Source organism: Amycolatopsis sp. cmx-4-61, from assembly GCF_046548775.1.
GTDB lineage: Bacteria > Actinomycetota > Actinomycetes > Mycobacteriales > Pseudonocardiaceae > Amycolatopsis.
In genome coordinates, this window is sequence record NZ_JAEBEI010000017.1 from 16,875 (window position 1) to 33,361 (window position 16,487).

13 protein-coding genes are annotated in these 16,487 nt (G+C 73.9%); 4 read left to right on the forward strand and 9 right to left on the reverse strand.

Going from position 1 to position 16,487, the window contains the following annotated elements; translation table 11 throughout:
* Positions 1-31 precede the first annotated feature (31 nt).
* On the forward strand, positions 32-1,372 hold the full coding sequence (locus tag ACLJOU_RS35275; protein ID WP_410573595.1) for an MFS transporter: 1,341 nt from the start codon (positions 32-34) through the stop codon (positions 1,370-1,372).
* Positions 1,373-1,482: 110 nt separating this feature from the next.
* A complete protein-coding gene (locus tag ACLJOU_RS35280) occupies positions 1,483-3,552 on the forward strand; it encodes an ATP-binding protein (protein ID WP_410573596.1) in 2,070 nt (689 codons plus the stop codon).
* On the opposite strand, the gene ACLJOU_RS35285 is transcribed toward ACLJOU_RS35280, so the two are convergent.
* The 3 genes from ACLJOU_RS35285 to ACLJOU_RS35295 are packed head-to-tail and all read right to left on the reverse strand — an operon-like array spanning position 3,498 to position 6,688.
* On the reverse strand, positions 3,498-4,760 hold the full coding sequence (locus ACLJOU_RS35285) for an alpha/beta hydrolase family protein (protein WP_410573597.1): 1,263 nt from the start codon (positions 4,758-4,760) through the stop codon (positions 3,498-3,500). The two genes, ACLJOU_RS35280 and ACLJOU_RS35285, sit on opposite strands and share 55 nt — an antisense overlap.
* 28 nt (positions 4,761-4,788) lie before the next feature.
* On the reverse strand, positions 4,789-5,727 hold the full coding sequence (locus tag ACLJOU_RS35290; protein WP_410573598.1) for an alpha/beta hydrolase: 939 nt from the start codon (positions 5,725-5,727) through the stop codon (positions 4,789-4,791).
* Between the two features lie 16 nt (positions 5,728-5,743).
* Positions 5,744-6,688: an NADP-dependent oxidoreductase gene (locus ACLJOU_RS35295; protein ID WP_410573599.1), complete on the reverse strand. Its 945-nt coding sequence runs from the start codon at positions 6,686-6,688 to the stop codon at positions 5,744-5,746.
* Between the two features lie 258 nt (positions 6,689-6,946).
* Between ACLJOU_RS35295 and ACLJOU_RS35300 the strand changes: the two genes are divergently transcribed.
* On the forward strand, positions 6,947-7,438 hold the full coding sequence (locus ACLJOU_RS35300; RefSeq protein ID WP_410573600.1) for a MarR family winged helix-turn-helix transcriptional regulator: 492 nt from the start codon (positions 6,947-6,949) through the stop codon (positions 7,436-7,438).
* A gap of 144 nt (positions 7,439-7,582) precedes the next feature.
* Positions 7,583-7,795 (forward strand): three-helix bundle dimerization domain-containing protein, encoded by a 213-nt coding sequence (locus ACLJOU_RS35305; RefSeq protein ID WP_410573601.1) that lies wholly within the window; start codon positions 7,583-7,585, stop codon positions 7,793-7,795.
* A 205-nt stretch (positions 7,796-8,000) separates the two neighbouring features.
* Here ACLJOU_RS35305 and ACLJOU_RS35310 read toward each other — a convergent pair whose 3' ends face one another.
* From ACLJOU_RS35310 to ACLJOU_RS35335, 6 genes are all read right to left on the reverse strand, one after another.
* Positions 8,001-8,279, reverse strand: coding sequence for a DUF6881 domain-containing protein (locus tag ACLJOU_RS35310; protein WP_410573602.1), 279 nt, complete (start codon positions 8,277-8,279; stop codon positions 8,001-8,003).
* 14 nt (positions 8,280-8,293) lie between these two features.
* Entirely contained in the window at positions 8,294-13,183 is a 4,890-nt protein-coding gene (locus ACLJOU_RS35315) for an RHS repeat-associated core domain-containing protein (RefSeq protein WP_410573603.1), read from the reverse strand.
* A 283-nt stretch (positions 13,184-13,466) separates the two neighbouring features.
* The gene (locus tag ACLJOU_RS35320) at positions 13,467-14,027 is read right to left on the reverse strand and encodes a hypothetical protein (protein WP_410573604.1); all 561 of its coding nucleotides are present in this window, start codon (positions 14,025-14,027) and stop codon (positions 13,467-13,469) included.
* Between the two features lie 115 nt (positions 14,028-14,142).
* On the reverse strand, positions 14,143-15,003 hold the full coding sequence (locus tag ACLJOU_RS35325; RefSeq protein WP_410573605.1) for an alpha/beta fold hydrolase: 861 nt from the start codon (positions 15,001-15,003) through the stop codon (positions 14,143-14,145).
* 11 nt (positions 15,004-15,014) lie between these two features.
* Positions 15,015-16,250 carry a beta-ketoacyl-[acyl-carrier-protein] synthase family protein gene (locus ACLJOU_RS35330; protein WP_410573606.1) on the reverse strand — a complete coding sequence of 412 codons (1,236 nt, stop codon included), beginning with the start codon at positions 16,248-16,250 and terminating at the stop codon, positions 15,015-15,017.
* Positions 16,247-16,474 carry a phosphopantetheine-binding protein gene (locus ACLJOU_RS35335; RefSeq protein ID WP_410573607.1) on the reverse strand — a complete coding sequence of 76 codons (228 nt, stop codon included), beginning with the start codon at positions 16,472-16,474 and terminating at the stop codon, positions 16,247-16,249. Before ACLJOU_RS35335 ends, ACLJOU_RS35330 begins: the two co-directional genes overlap by 4 nt.
* Between the last annotated feature and the right edge of the window lie 13 nt (positions 16,475-16,487).

The window sequence follows — 16,487 nt, forward strand, 5'->3', positions numbered from 1 at the left end:
GCGAGCCCGGCGTCGCTGCCACCGTGAGCGCATGACGACCAGTTCCCGCCTCCGCCGCGTCGCCATGGACACGCGGCCGTTGCAGATCCCGGTGTTCCGCCGGACGTTCGCCGGCCAGGGCGCCGCGGTGGTCGGGACGGTGGTGACCGAGGTCGCCGTGCCGGTGCAGATCTACGACCTCTCGCACTCGTCGTTCGACGTCGGCCTCGCCGGGCTGGCCGGGCTCGTCCCGATCCTGGTGTTCGGGCTCTACGGCGGCGCGGTCGCCGACGCCGTGGACCGGCGGCGCCTGTACCTGGCCTCCGCGGCGCTCACCTGGACGGTCACCCTCGCGCTGCTCGCCCAGGCCGTCGCCGGGGCCGGGTCGGTGCCGCTGATCCTCGCGCTGGTCGCCGTGCAGTCCGGCGGCTTCGCCGTCTCGTCCGCCGTCCGCGGCGCCATCACCCCGGCCCTCGTCCCGCGCGAGCTGGTGCCCGCGGCCAACTCGCTCACCTACACCGCGTCCACGATCGGCCAGGTGCTGGGCCCGCTCGTCGCCGGTGTCCTGCTCGGCCTGCCGAACGGGTTCCGCTACGCCTACGGCGCCGACGCGATCTTGTTCACCGCCGCCCTCTACGCCACCTTCCGGCTCCCGCCGCTGCCGCCGTCGGCTCCCCTCGGCCGCCCCGGCCTGCGCTCGGTCGTCGACGGCCTGCGCTTCCTCGCCGGCCGGCAGGTCCTGCTGGTGTCCTTCCTGGTCGACATCGCCGCGATGGTGCTGGCCATGCCGACCGCCCTGTTCCCCCAGGCCGCCGAGACGCGCTGGCACGGCGGCGTCGGCCTGCTGTACGCCTCGATCGCGGCCGGCTCGGTCCTCGCCGGGCTCTCCAGCGGCTGGATCGGCCGGGTGCGGCGCCAAGGCGTCGCCCTCGCCGCCGCGGTGGCGGTCTGGGCCGCGGCCGTCGCGCTGGCCGGGCTCGCCCCGGCCCTGTGGCTCGCGGTCACGCTGCTCGTCGTCGCCGGCGCGGCCGACCTCGTCAGCGCGGTGTACCGGGCAGACGATCCTGCAGACCACCGTCCCGGACCGGCTGCGCGGCCGGCTGCAGGGCGTGTACACCGTGGTCGTCACCGGCGGTCCCCGCCTCGGCGACCTGCGCGCCGGGATCATGGCCTCGGCGCTCCCCCTCGCCGTGGCCTGGTCGGCGCCCGCACTGGCGTGCGCGGTGCTCGTGCTGGCCGGGGCCGTCCTGGCGAGGTCGTTCTGGCGCTACACGCCCGCGGACCATTGACTGTCCGGTCGGCCGCGAAGCAGTCCAACGGCGACCTGCCGCCGGACCTGGAAACCTGCGTCCGCGAGACCGTCGGCACCTTCACCCGGGCGGTCGTGGCCTGATCCACGTGTTGGCCGCCTGCGATGATCCTCGCGTCACAAGCGATTCCGGGCACTCGCGGCGAGCCGCCCGGTTCGGCCATGATCGACGTCAGCGGCGAGAGGAGCGCGGATTGAGCACGGGACTGGCGGGCCGGCTGGCCGCGGCGCGCGCCGAAGCGCTGGTCGGCCGGGGACGCGAGCGGGCCGTCCTCGACCGCATGATCTCCGGTGCGGCGGACGCTCCGCTCGTGGCCTACCTGCACGGCCCCGGCGGCATCGGCAAGTCCTCGCTCGTGCGCTACGCCGCCCGGCAGGCCGACCTCGCCGGCCGCCCGGTCGTGCGCATCGATGCCCGCTTCCTCGACGCCGACCCCCGCCGGCTCGAAGAGGCCGCCGCGCCGGCGTGCACCGTGCCCGGCACGGTCCTGCTCATCGACACCTTCGAACGGTGCCGGCCACTCGAGCCGTGGCTGCGCGAGACCTTCCTCCCGCGGCTGGCCGACGACGTGACCGTGGTGCTGGCCGGGCGCCTCGCCCCCGACGCCGAGTGGTCGCTGGACCCCGGGTGGGCGCAGTTGTTCACCGCCCTGGCGCTGAAACCCCTCGACCCGGCCGAATCCGGCGCCCTGCTCGCCGCCCGCGGTGTCCCCGCCGGGCAGCGCGGCACCTTCGTCGCCTTCGCCGGCGGCAGCCCGCTCGCCCTCTCCCTGGCCGCCTCCGCGCCCACCCCGCCGGACGCGCACTGGGAGCCGACCGGCGACGTGCTGACCACCCTGGTCGAACGGCTGGTCGGCGACGTGCCCGGCGCCGTGCACCAACGGGCCCTCGAAGTCGTCGCCCAGGCCTACGTCACCCGCGAGCCGCTGCTGCGGTCGGTCCTGGGCGACGAGGACGCCGCCGAGGTGTTCTCCTGGCTGCGTCAGCTGCCCTACATCGAGACCACGCCCGAAGGACTGCACCCGCACGACGCCGTCCGCGCGACCCTCGCGGCCGATCTGCGCTGGCGCGATCCCGAACGCCACGACGACATCCGCGCCCGCGTCTCCCTCGCCGGCCTGCAGGCCGTCCGCGCCGCCACCGAAGCCGACGCGCTCCAGCGGGTCGCGGAATGGATGTTCCTCTTCCGCGACCCGGGCGGCACGGACGACCTCTACAACTTCCGCGAGCACCCGCACGTCGAGGACGAAGCGCTGCGGCCCGAAGACGTGCCCGACGTCCTGCGCCTGGCCGAGGAAATCGAAGGGCCCGCCTCGGCGGCCGCGGCCGCGCACTGGCTGGACCGCCAGCCGGAAGCCTTCCGCGTCTACCGCTACACGGGCTCCCCCGCGCCCGCCGGGTTCATGGCCGTCCTCCGCCTGGACACGCCGCTGCCCGGCGACACCGCCGCGGACCCGGTCCTCGCCGCCGTCTGGGACCTGGTGAACACCGTCGCGCCGCTGCGGCCGGGCGAGCACCTGGGGATCCGCCGCTTCGCGGTGCAACCGGGCGGCCACCAGCGGCCGTCGCCGCTGATGGAGCTGGTCAGCCGGCGCACCATCGGCGAGGAAATGCGGGTCCACGGCCGCGCGGTGACCTTCAGCGTCTTCGAAGACGGCCGGCGGTGGGGGCGGTACCTGACCGAAGCCGGGATGCCCGAGGTCGCGACCGTGACCGTCGGCGGGCGCCGGCTGCACGTCTTCGGCCGCGACTGGCGGCGGCAGAGCGTGGCGGACTGGGCCCGCCACCGCGCCCGCACGAGCGCCGCCCCGGTGGCGACCTGGCCCGCCGGCGGCCCCGCCGCCGGACCGCCGTCCGCCGCCTTCGGGGACGCGGTGCTCGAAGCGCTGCGCACCTGGCACCGCCCGCGGGAATTCGCCACCAGTGTCCTGCTGCACTCCCACCTCGTCCGGCCGGACTCCACCGACCCGGTCGCGGATCTGCGGGCGGCCATCACGGTGGCCCTCGACGCGCTCCCGGTCGATCCCGCCGGTGTCAAAGCTCATGAAGCGCTGACCACCACGTACCTCACGGCTTCCCGCACCCACAAGGCCGCGGCCCGGCGGCTCGGTGTGCCCTACGGCACCTACCGGCGCCACCTGGCCCTGGCCAGGGCACGCCTGACCGAGCAGCTCCTGCGGCAGCCGGCCGCGCCGCGCTCCGGCACCGGTCAAGACCGCCGCGAACCGGAGCCGACGTCGCGGGCCTCGTCGAGCCACGCGTAGACGATCTCTTCGGCGCCGGGATTGCCCATGTGCCCGCGGTTCCCGCGCACGACGAGGTCCTTGTTGCCGCCCCGCGTGGCGGCGAGGATGCTGTCTTCGATCGGGAAGATCGAGTCCTCCATCCCGTTGATGACCAGCAGGCGGCAGGACGGCCGGTCCAGGACACCGGATCCGGCGAGGCTGAACTTGCCGGCTTCGGCGGCGTACCGGGCGACCGCGGCCGCCGGGTCCGGGTCGCGGTAGCCGAACTTGTGGGCCAGCGCGTCGGCCAGTGCGAACGGGTATTCCATCCGGTTCTGGGCGTGGATCCAGGCGGCGTCGAACATGTGGTGGCCACCGCCGCCCTGGGCCACCACGGCGGCCAGCCGGTCCGCGTGGGTGTGCGCGAGGCGCAGGGCGTAGTAGCCGCCGGTGCTGATGCCCCGCGCGAAGACCCGCCCCGCGTCGAGCCCGTGTCCGGCCGCGGCGGTGGCCACCCAGTCGAGGACGCTGCTCATCAGCCGGTCCGGCGACGCCGGGTCGTTCGCCGCCGCGGGGCAGTCGCCGGTGCCGGGGATTTCGAAGCTGATCGTCGCGAAGCCGCGGTCGACGTGGGCCTGCGTTCGCGGGGTGTGGTCGGTGCGGTAGGCGTCGAGCCCGCAGATGAACAGCAGAACGGGCCACCCGCCGGCCGGTGCCGGGCCCCGGGGCAGGCGGAGGTGGGCGGGGATGGCGGTGCCGTGGTCGCCGGCGGCCGGATCGGCGTGGGTGAACGGGATTTCGACCGGGTTGCTCGGCGGGTCGAGCAGCCGGCCGCCTTGTTCGTAGGCGGCTTTGCCTTTCTCCCAGGCCTCCTGGCTCAGCGGCGACCGGTTTACGGGGAACCGGGCGATCCGGTACACCGCCGCCGCGCGCAGGTACAGGTCCCTTGCCTCCAGGAGGTTTTCGCGCGAAGCCGCTTCCCGCGCGGCGGCGGTGAGCCGGTCCGCGACCGGGAAGAACGGCTTCGCGTAGTCGTCGGGCCGGTACAGGACGGCCGGGTCGTCGGCGGAGATCCGGCTCAGTTCGGCGAAGACCGGGTCGAAGTCCTCGACGCGCCCGTCGGTGAAGGGGTAGCTCCCGGCCGCGCACGGCGGACGCCACCTCTGCGACCACAGCGCGGAAACCGAGTCGTGGTGCGCGAAAGCCGGAAACCCGTCACGGGACCGGACGTGGTACGGCGTGTCCACAGTGGTCAGTGCTCCTCCGGTTCCGGGTTCAGATCGACTTGAGCACCCGGACGCGGTCGGCGATCGCGCGTCGCGAGACGTCGGCGTCGAACGCGATCGAGTCGAATTCGTGCGGGACACCGGGGTGCAGGTGGAACTCCACCGGTACCCCCGCCCGGCCGAGCTTGGTGGCGTAGGCGGTGTCCTCGTCCCGGAACAGGTCGAGCTGGCCCACCTCGATGTACGCCGGGGGCAGGCCGGCCGCGTCCTCGAGCCGGGCCGGGGCCGCCGTCGCCGGGACGTCCGGACCGCCCGCGGCGTCGCCGAGGAGGGCGGGCCACGCGGTGCGGCTGTCGTCGTAGGACCACACCAGGTACGGCGCGATGTGCTCGTCGGGGGCGGGGGTGCGGTCGTCGAGCATCGGCATGACAAGGATCTGACGGGCGATCGCCGGGCCGCCGCGCTCGCGCGCGAGCATCGAGACCGCCGCGGCCAGGCCGCCGCCCGCGCTGTCGCCCATCACGCCGATGCGGGCGGGGTCCACCCCGAGTTCCCCGGCGTGGTCGTGCAGCCAGCGCAGCGCCGTGTAGGCGTCTTCCAGCGGAGCCGGAAACGGGTGCTCGGGAGCGCGGCGGTATTCGACCGACAGCATCGGGACGCCGCTCGCCGAGACGTAGCGGGCGACCGGGCCGTCGAACAGGTCGATGTGGCCGAAGAGGTAGCCGCCGCCGTGGAAGAACACCACCGCCGGACCCGGCGTGGCGCCTTCCTTGGCGTACCAGCGCATCGCGATCCGCTCGCCGTCGACGGCGGTCGCGGCGCAGTCCGTGGTCCTGACGTCGGACGGGATCGGCTGGGCCGTTCCCGCCGCGCCGATGACCGGCTCCCAGAACGCGCGCCGCGCCGCGACGTCCCCGGCCGCCGGTCGCGGGGCGCCGGCCATCGGGGCCAGCGCCGCGGCGATTTCGGGGTCCAGGTTCAGTGTCATGGTCAGGCCGGCCGGATCAGGCGGCGGACGGGACGACGACGACCTTGCCGTGCACCGCGCCTTCGGCGGCGCGCGCGTGCAGCGCTGCGAGCTCGGCCAGCGGCACCCGCTCGGCGACGTCGACGCGCAGTTCGCCGGAGTCGACCTGCGCCACCAGCTTCGCCAGCTGGCCGGCGTCGCCGCGGACGAACAGGTCGATGCCGCGGACATCGCGTTCTTCGTCGCCGGGCGCGGGCATCCACACCGTCGTGTTCACCAGGAAGCCGCCGGGGCGGACCAGCGTGACGAGCGCGGCGAGCTGCTCGGGGGCGACCGGGGCGAGGTTCAGCACGACGTCGACCGGCTCGGTGACCGCGTCGGTGACACTGCCGGCGGTGTGGTCGACGACCTCGTCGGCGCCGGCTTCCCCGACCGCGCCGGTGCTGCGCGGGCTGGCGGTGGCGATGACGTGGGCACCGGCGTTCTTGGCCAGCTGCACCGCATAACCGCCGACCGCGCCCCCGGCCCCGTTGATCAGCACGCGCTGCCCGGCGGTCAGGTGGCCGTGGTCGAACAGGGCCTGGTACGCGGTCAGGCTCACCAGAGGCAGCGCCGCGGCGTCGGCCAGCGGGACGCTCTGCGGCGCCGCCGCGAGGACCTCGGCCGGGGCCAGCACGTACTCCGCGGCGGCACCCGGCTTGTCCATCGGCAGGAACCCGACGACCCGGTCGCCGACCGCGAAGCTCGCCACTCCTTCGCCCAGCGCGTCGACCGTGCCGGCGACGTCCAGGCCGGGAGTGTGCGGCAGCCGCACCGGGATCGGCCCCTGCATGAAGCCGCCGCGGATGTTGCCGTCGACGGAGTTGAACGACGTCCCGGCCACGCGGATCCGGACCTGCCCGGCACCCGGCGCGGGGAGCTCCACGTCTTCGTACCGCAGGACAGCGGGGTCGCCGTACTCGTGGAAACGCACTGCCTTCATCGGAATCTCTCCTTCGGACCGCTTGCTTCGAGTTCGAAGCAACTGCGGGCAACGCTACCCGTGCTTCGAATTCGAAGCAAGTGACGTGCGCCACGGCGCCGAAGCCGGCGCTGCGGCACAGGCGGGGATGCCCATGCGTCGACCCTGGGCCAGGCGGCGACCCGATCGCCACGGCCGGCGGTGCCCAACCGGGCTCACCGGTGCTCACCGGTGCTCACCGGGCGGCAACGTTCGAATTCGAAGCAGTAGACTCGAGTCATGCCGTCCCTCGACCCGGTGCAGCTCGGCGCCTACTTCGACCTGATCGAGGTGACCAGCCTGCTGCGGCACGCGGTCGAGCAGCAGCTGCGCGAAGCCGGCGACCTCAGCTACGTCCAGTTCCAGCTCCTGGCCCGCCTCGGGGACACCCCGACGGGCAGCCACCGCATGACCGACCTCGCCGACGGCGTCGTCTACAGCCGCAGCGGCCTGACCTACCAGGCGGGCTTGCTGGAGAAGGCGGGCCTGGTCGTCCGCGCCCCCTCCCCGGACGACGAGCGGAGCGTCACGGTCACCATCACCGACGCCGGCCGCGCCCTGCTGGCGAAGGTGCTCCCCGGCCACGTCGAGGTGGTCAGCGGCCTGCTGTTCGAGCCGCTCTCGCGGGCCGACGTGGAGAACCTCGCCGCCCTGCTCGCCCCGGTCCGCGACCACATGCGCGCGGCCCCGCCGCGCTCGGCCGCGCCCCGCCGCCGCAAGGGCGGCGCCTGAGGAGTTCCGTCCCGGCAACCTCCGTCGTGAGCACCACCCGGCCACCGGCTGCCGAAAGTGAATTCTTCTTGTTCACCTCGGGTTCATCTCCCGGTCGTCTCACGGGGCATGTTGTCCGTACGACCGCCGACCGGAAGGTGCGCGATGAGCACGTTGGACACGATGGCCTCCGAGCAGCTCGACACCCATCTCGCCCAGCTCGAAGACCGCCTGGGCCGGGACTACACGAACGTGGCCCGCCCGCGGCTGCACGCGATGGTGGACCGCGAACGCGCCCGGTTCGCCGGCGCCCGCATCCACGCGTTCGTGCCGATCCTGGTCGAACGGGCGGTCCGGGCCGCATTGGCCACCCGTTGAGAAAGTCCCGGAAAATCGACGTCGGCCACGTGCCGGTGCCGCGAACGCTCGACAGCAGGCCTCGGATCGTGCACGCCCGGACGGCGGGGCTCGCCGTCCGGGCGTGCACCTGTGGATGCCCGTGGCTTTCGGACACTCGCTCCGGAAAGCTGCGGACGGCGAAGACGAGGACTCCCGGCTACCGGTCCCGGGACCAGCCGGGCCGTCAGTCCTTCGTCGCGCGCTCCCACAGGCGTTCGAACTCCGCGCCGTCGATCACCGCCGGGGTCAGGGCCTGCTGGGCCGCGATCTCCTCGAACGACGGCAGCGGGACCTCGCTGAGCCCCGTGCGGCCGGTCGCGCGCCAGTCGTCGGCGTACTGCAGCCTGCCGTCGGGGAACACCTCGACCTTCCGGACCTCCCAACGGTCTTCGTCGAGCTCGCTGTAGATGTCCACCGGGGCGTCCGGGGCCTCGTGCCGCCAGTGCACGTGCAGGTAGTCCATGTCCGTTCTCCGGTTCACCGCTGCCGGGGCGGCCGCGGGCGGGCCGCGTCGCCCCAGTCTTCCGGCCCCATGCTGCTGCCCAGGTGCGGGCCCGGCGGGTTCGGGCCGTGGCCGACGTGGGCGTCGCCGATCTGGACCGGGCGGGGGTTCGGGTGGTTGGTGGGCTGGTCGTTGTGGTGCACGACGTACACGTCCGGCCGGTGGTCGGACTGCGAGATCGTGTACCCCTGGCTTTCCAGGGCCGACGGGCTGACTTCGATGTGGTGGGTGAAGCTCGCGCCGGAGCCCGGGTTGAGCACCAGGGCCTGCGACAGCGCCTCCGGCGACAGCTGTCCCGGCGCGATGTTCGTGAAGTAGCCGCCCGAGCCGTAGCGGGCGTGCGAGCCGACCAGCGGGTTGTCCGGCGTGCCGTGCGTCCAGGCCGACGGCCGGACGTGCCCGCTGTTCATGATGCCGTGCATGCCGGCTTCGTTGGTGTAGTGGTAAAGGCTCCCGTTCGGGTTGTCCGGCGTGTGCGGCACCGTCGCGTGCGGCGTCGTCGGCAGCGGGTTGTCGTAGTACGGCGGGGGCGGCCGGTTGCCGTTGCGGGGCGGCCGGCTCGGCCCGCCGTTGCCGCCGCGGCCGTTGCCGCCCGGGTTCCCCCCACCGCCGCCGCGGCCACCGCCTCCCCGGTTGCCGCCGCCACCCCGGCTGCCACCGCCGCTGCCGGACGCCGCGTCGGCGCACGGCGTCAGGCCGGACGGGTCGATCCAAGCCAGCGGGTTCGCGACGTACGCCTGCGGATTCGCCCCGCCCGCCAAGCCGAGCGGATCGGCGCTGAGGAAGCGCGCGGTGCCCGGGTCGTAGTAGCGGTGGTAGTTGTAGTGCAGCCCGGTTTCGGCGTCGAAGTACTGGCCGGGGAACCGCAGCGGCGTCACGGCGGGCGTGGTGTCCAGCGCCCGGCCCCAGATCGTCTGCGGCTGCTGGCGCGCGACCACGCCGTCGAGCCCGACCAGTTCGGTCGGGGTGCCGACGACGTCGGTCACGATCGCGTAGAACCGCTGGTCGAGGACCCGCTGGAAGCCGTCCGGCGCGAGCAGCCGCTCGCACTGCAGCAGCGGGAGCTCGCTGCCGGGTTCGACGTCCCAGCTCAGCAGGCGCCGCTGCCCGGACGCCGTCACCCGGTGTTCCTCGGCCAGCGAAGGTCCGTCCCAGGTGAAGTCGATCTGCTCGGCCACCGCGCCGTCGGCCGCGAGCCGCTGCTTCGCGACCCGCCTGCCCAGCGGGTCGTAGCGGTACCGCCACTGCTGCCCGTCGGGCGTCGTGACGCCGGTGAGCCGGTCCTCGGCGTTCCAGGTGAACCGCCAGACCTGCGGTCGCCCGTCGACCCCGGGCGCGGTGCGCTCGACGAGCCTGCCCTGCCGGTCGTGGGTGTAGCGGGCGGCGCCCGCGCCGGTGATCCGGCCGCCGGCGTACGTCCGCGGCCCGGCGAGCGCGTCGGGGACGGCGCCCGCCTGGACACCGGTGACGTTGCCGGTGCTGTCGTAGCTGTAGCGCTCGGGGTGCGCGGTCCCGGTGACCGCGCTGATCCGGCCGAGCGGATCGAGCTCGAACGACCGCGTTCCGCCGGCGGCGTCGTGCGTCGCGACGAGCAGGCCGTCTTCGCGGTAGTCATACGAGCGCCGGTGCAGCAGGGCACCCCCCGCGCCGGCCACGGTCTGCGCGGCGAGCCGGCCCGCCGCGTCCCAGTGCCGGCGCAGGTCCGCGACACCCCATTCGCGCTGGACCTCCCGGCCCGCGGGGTCGCGACGCAGGTGCATCGTGTGGCCGCCGACCCGCAGCCCGGTCGCCGCGCCGATGCCGTCGTAGGCCCATTCGGTGGTCAGCCCGGACGGCAGCGTGCGCCGGGTCCGCCGGCCGAGCACGTCGTACTCCGACCGCACGGTGCGGCCGTTGCAGGTCTCGGTCAGCACCCGGCCGAGCGCGTCGTAGGTGAAGGTGACGTCCGCGTCGGCGTTGACCGCGCGCAGGAGCCGGCCCGCGGCGTCGTAGGTCCACCGGGTCACGTCGGCGCCGGCGCGCTGCTCGAGCACGCGGCCGAGGGCGTCCCGGGTGAACTCGAGCGTCTCGCCCGCGCCGTTCGTGCGGCTGATCAGGTTGCCCGCCGCGTCGTAGCCGTAGCGGAGCACCCGTCCGTCGAAGTCCGTCTCCTCCACCAGGTTCCCCGCCGCGTCGTGGCGGTACTCCCAGCGGCGCCCCTGCTCGTTGCGGACGGCGACAAGCCGCAGCTCGGTGTCGTGCGTGAACTCCATCCGGCTGCCGTCCGGCGCGATCCGCGCGGCCGGCAGGTCGAACGCCCCGACCTCGTGCAGCGTCCGCGCGCCGGCGGCGTCGCGGTGCTCGCGGAGGTTGCCCTCGCCGTCGTAGGACCAGTGCTCGGTGCCACCGCCGGGCCGGGTCACGCGCAGCGGGAGTCCCTCGACGGTCCAGGCGTAGCGGGTCGTCTCGCCGGCCGGGCCGGTTTCGGCGACCAGGCGGCCGAACCCGTCGTACTCGAACGTGCGGACCGCGCCGGTGGGCGCGGTGATCGACGTGGTCAGGCCCCGCGCGTCGGTGACGATGGTGGTCCGCCCGCCCGCCGGGTCGACGATCGTGGCGAGGTTCCCCACGCTGTCGTAGCCGTACGTCGTGCGGGCGCCCGCCGGGTCGACCGCGGCGACCAGCTCACCGCGCTCGCCGTACTCCCGGACCGTGCTCGCCCCGTCGACGTCCACGGTGCGCACCGGCCGGTGCGCCCCGTCGTACTGCGCCGAGTCGCTCGTGCCGTCGGGGTAGCGGACGGCGACGAGGTCGCCGGCGTCGTCGTAGGTGTAGGTGGTGGTGCCGCCGAGCTCGTCGGTGCGGGCGAGCAGCCGGTGGTGGCGGTCCCATTCGCAGCGGACCTCGTGCCCGAGCGGGTCGACCTCGCGGCTGACCTGCCCCCACTCGGTGAAGTGGTAGGTGATGACCGCGCCGAGCGAGTCCGTCGCCCGGGTGATGCGGGCGGCCGTGTCGTAGTCGAAGGTGTAGTCGAGGTAGCCGCCGTCGCCTTCCGTGCCGACGCAGCGGCCGGCGGCGTCGTAGTGGTAGCGGTAGGAGACGCCGTTGCGGTCGGTCCAGCCGGTGATCCGCCCGTCGGCGTCGTAGGAGAAGCGCAGCGGGCGGCCGGAGGAGTTGACGACCTCGACCAGGCGGCGCGCGTCGTCGTAGCGGTAGCGGACGAGCGGGAGGTCCGCCGGGGTGCCGTCCGGCAACCGCGCGCCGCCGGCCAGGCCGAGGCCGGTGACCAGGCCGTCGGCGGACTCGACGGCGAGCCGGTACCCGCCGGAGTGGCTGATCGCCGTCAGGACGCCGTCGGTGCGCTCGAAGTCGATCCGGGCGCCGGACCCGCGCACCACGGCGGTCACCGGCAGTTCCGGGCCGCCGGCCGGAGCGAAGAGCAAGGTCTGCGACAGCTCGGGCATGGTGACGGTGAAGCCGCCGTCCGGGGTGCGGGCCAGGGGCCAGCGCGGCCCGAACTCGGGCAGCACCGGCTCCGCCGCCCCCGGCAGCGGGTAGGTCAGCAACGCGCCGTCCTCGGCGGCGAAGCTGACCCCGGCGTCGTCGACCTCGAGCCGCTGGTCCAAAGTGGACGCCCAGGTGGACCCGAACGACTTCCCGCAGCGGTAGTCCGACAGGTGCGTGCGCGAGACGATCAGCGGGAGCGCGGCGCGCAGCTCGACGTCGGTCTGGGGCAGGAACATCCGCCCGCTCGCCACGTCGACGGGGTCACCGCAGTCGGGCAGGTCGCGGGTCGGGGTGGCGTTGTGCGGCGGGTTGCTGTTGCCGCCGCGGATGCCACCGCCCTTCGCGCCCGACGCCGTCGTGCCACCCGACGATCCCTTGGCCGGGGGCGGCGTGCTGCCCGGGGCGTGGTCCGGGGTGCCGCCCGGGGCGTGGTCCCCGGCGGGAGTGGTCGAACCACCGCCCTTGGGCGGCGGTGAGTGGTCGCCCGACGGCGTCGTCGAATCGCCGCCCTTCGGCGGGGGCGAGTGATCACCGGACGGCGTCGTCGAGTCGCCGCCGTGCGGCTTCGGCGCCTTCGGCGTGGCGTCGATGGGGCCCACCTTGGGCGGGGCGGACACCTTGCCGCCGCCTTTGAGGCCCTTCATCGCCTTCGCCGCGTCACCGAACAGGTCCCCGGCCCGCTTCAGCAGGGGCACGAGCGCCTTGAGCGCCGTGACGAGCCGCTTGACCAGGTCGGCGATCTTCGACGCGGTCTTCGCGACCGCGCCGATCACCTGCGGCACCACCCACGTCAGCCCGATCCCGAGCGTGAAGACGACCTGCAGGGCCCAGCTGATCAGGTGGCCGATGAGTTCCGCGATGATGTCCCGCACCAGGGCACGCACGGCGGCCACGACCTCGCCGGCGGTCTTGACCCCGCTCGAAGCGCCTTCGCAGCCCTTCTGCGCGGACTCCAGCAGCGCGATCGCGTCCTGCGTCCGCTGCCGGTAGGCGTCCGCGGCGGGCCCGGTCCACGACTGGAGGTCCGTCTGCACCATGTCGCCCAGGTCGGTGCCGACGGCCTGCAGCTCCCCGGCGACGTTCTTCCAGGTCTCCGACTGGGCCGCGATCTCGTCGGCGTTGCCGGTGAGCCCGTCGAGCGCCTGCTTGAGCGGTCCGACGTGCTCCATCAGCCACGCCACGCCCGCCGCCAGGATGGCGCCGAACGGGTCCATCGCCATGGACAGCGCGTCCAGCGCGGTGCCGACCGCCCCCATGGCGACCGAGGCCCAGTCCCCGCTCTCGATGGCCGACTTCAGGTCGTTGGCGCTCTCCAGCAGGGAGATGCCGGTGTAGGGCTTGGTGGAGTCCTGAGGCTGCGCCACGAGCGGGTTGGTCACCTGATCATGCTAGCGACCCGCCGGAGTTGGTCACCGCCCGTCACCACCGGGTGCGCCAAAGACTCCGAACGGGCGTACCAACGGGCAGCCGGGGCGCCGCCGACCCGCGCCTGGACCGACGCGCACGAGTCGCCCGGGGAACCGGGTGCCGCCACCTCGGCCGGTGGTGGCTCGCCGCCGCGCGCCGGATCGCCTCCCGGTCTCCGGCGCTTCGCGGGCAGCACGGGCACTGTCGAGGTCTCGCCTCGGGCACGAGCGTGCAGCTGCCGACCTTCCCGGCGCCTCAGGCGATCGACGGCTCGGCCTCCACGACGTCCGGTTCGGCCGCGCCTTCGTCCTCGGTGCCGTACTGCACCCGCACCTCTTCGACGACGCCGGCGATCCGGCTCAGCCGGTCCAGCACGTCCTGGTGGGCCGCGCGGATGGCGGCGGCCTGCTCCTCCGCGCGGGAAACGATCAGCTGCGCCTCCCGCTGCGCGGCCCGCTCGGTTTCCGCGCGGGCGGCCTCCGCCTCGGCGACCGCCTTCTCCGCGGCCGCGCGGAGCTCGTCGCTGTCCTTGCGGGCCTGGTCCTTGATCTCCGCCGCCTCGGCCTTCGCGACCTGGAGGATCTTCTCGATCCGCCGGCCGAGTCCCGCGGCGTCGTCCGGTTCGCCGGCCCGGGGCGCGGGCACCTGGGCTTTGGCCAGCCGGCGTTCCGCGACCCGCCGCGCTTTTTCGTGCCGGTCTATGCGCTTCTCCGCGCCACGCACGTATTCGTCCACCTGACGGCGATCGTAGCCCCGCAGCACGATCGGGAACCGGACGTCGGACTCGGGCAGCGTTTCGGCAACCGTGTTCTCCATTCCTCGAGTGTCGGCAAAAACGGGACGACCGGCAATCCGAAATCGGCCGGAGAATCCACCGAAAGCGTCGTTTGACGGCCCCGCAAGCGGTATTTCACCCGGACGGCGAAGCGGTTCACGAGTGCAGCACGTAAGGAGCGGTGTCCCACGGCGAGCCGGTGAAGAACCGGAAGGTCAGATCGGCGACGTCGGCGGCGCGTTCCAGGACCACCCAGTGGTCGGAATCCTTGATGGTGGCGAACCGGCTGCCGCGGATCGTGGCCGCGAAAGCGCGCTGCCGGTCCGGGGTGGTGATCGAGTCGTGCTCGCCGGTGAACACCAGGGCCGGCACCCCGGACAGGCCGCCGCCGAAGGACGGGCTGCTGATCAGCGACCGCTGCAGGTACTCCAGCACGTCGGGCACGTCGACGGCGACGTGCAGCATCGAGCGCTTGACGTACCGGTACACCAGCGACCGCCGGGGGATGTGGCGGTCTTCGTCGAGGCACAGCTGCATCCGCGCGGCCACCGCGGCGAAGTTCTCGGTGTCGCCCCGCTCGAGGTGGCCGGCCGCCAGCCGCAACGACTCCCGCTGGGCGGCGCTCGTGTGCGAAACCACGCCGCCGAGCATCAGCCGCGCGATGCGGTGCGGATTGCGCTGGGCGCAGCCGAAAGCCAGTTCCGCACCGTAGGAATACCCGAACAGGTTGACCCGCGGGGCGGCGAGGTCGTCGAGGATCCGGTCGACCGCCGCACCGGCGAACTCCGTCCCGGCCCCGGGCGGCAGCGGATCGGACGACCCCACGCCCGGCAGGTCCGCCGTCACGAAGTCCGCCACCGGCGTGATCCGGTCCTCCATGTGCGGCCAGCCCCGGCTGCCCTGGAACCCGCCGCCGAGCACGATGACCGGTTCCGTCCGCGGATCGGGCCGGCGGAGGAGCCGGTAGCTGAACCGGGTGCCGCCGAGGGTGAGCGGACGGACCTCTTCTTCCCGCATGATCTCCTTGCTCAGCAGCTTTTCGTGAGGACGAGGGCCGCGTTGTGGCCGCCGAAGCCCATCGACGTCTTGACCGCGCACTCGACCGCGGCCGGCCGGGCTTCCTTGGCGACGACGTCGACCGGGATCCGGATGTCCCGGGTCCGGAAGTTGGCCGTGGGCGGCACCAGCTGCCGTTCGAGAGCCAGCACGGTGAGCGCGGTCTCGATGCCGCCGGCCGCGCCGAGCGCGTGCCCGGTCATCGCCTTGGTCGAGGTCACCAGGGGCCGGTCGCCGAGGACCCGGTGCAGCACGGTGGCCTCGATCAGGTCGTTCATCACGGTGGACGTGCCGTGGGCGTTGACGTGGCCGACGTCGGCGGCCGCCACCCCCGCGTCGGCCAGCGCGGTCCGCAGCGCCCGCTCGATCCCGGCGCCTCCGGGGTCCGGCGCCACGGCCGCGTAGGCGTCGCTGGAGGCGCCGTACCCCGCGAGGCCGGCCCGGATCCGCGCGCCGCGCGCCGCGGCGTGCTCGGGCCGCTCCAGGACGACGAGGCCGGCGCCCTCCCCCACCACGAAACCGTCGCGGTCGGCGTCGAACGGGCGGCACGCCGTCGCCGGGTCGTCCCGGCGGGTGGACACCGCGCGCATCTGGCAGGCGCTGGCGATCAGCAACCGGGAGCAGACGGATTCGGCACCGCCGGCGATGACGATGTCGCACGCTCCGGCGCGCAGCAGCTGCAGCGCGGTCCCGATCGCGACGGTGCCCGAAGAACACGCGGTGGAGACGCTCAGGCTCGGGCCACGGGCGCCGAGGTCCATGCACACGCTGCTGGCGGCGCTGTTGACCGTGGTCATCGGCGCGAGCTTCGGCGAAACCCGCCGGACGCCCTTTTCCGCGAGCACCGCGCTCTGCTGGTCGTAGAACGGGAGACCGCCGTGGGCGGAGCCGATGACGACCGCGACGCGGTCGGACTCCCACACCGAGGTGTCGAGACCGGCGTCGGCCACCGCTTCCCGGGCCGCGATCACGGCCAGCTGGGAGAACCGGTCCATCATCCGCACGGCCGGCACGCCCAGCACGCTCGCGGGGTCGAGATCGTCGATCGTGTACAGGAAATCGCACGACAACCCGCTCAGTTCCGCGCGGTGGCGGACGTTCGGCGCGACCCCGGACCCGGTGACGCCCCGCCACGCGGAATCGGCGCCGACACCCGCCGCGGTGACCAGGCCGAGCCCCGTCACCGCGGCGGCCGGACGCGCCGTCACCGGGCGGTCTCGACGGCGGTGGCCAGCTGACCCACGGTCTCCCGGGACGTCAGCTGGACGGCTTCGAGGTCGACGTCCAGGCGTTCCTCGAGCAGCACGCGCAGTTCTTCCAGGGCCAGGGAATCCATGCCCAGGTCGTGCAGCGAGGCGTCGGAACGCACATCCTGCGGTTCGACACCGAAGTTGCGGTGCAGGAGCGTGGTGATCTCTTCGGTGACGGTCACTCTGCTGTGGACT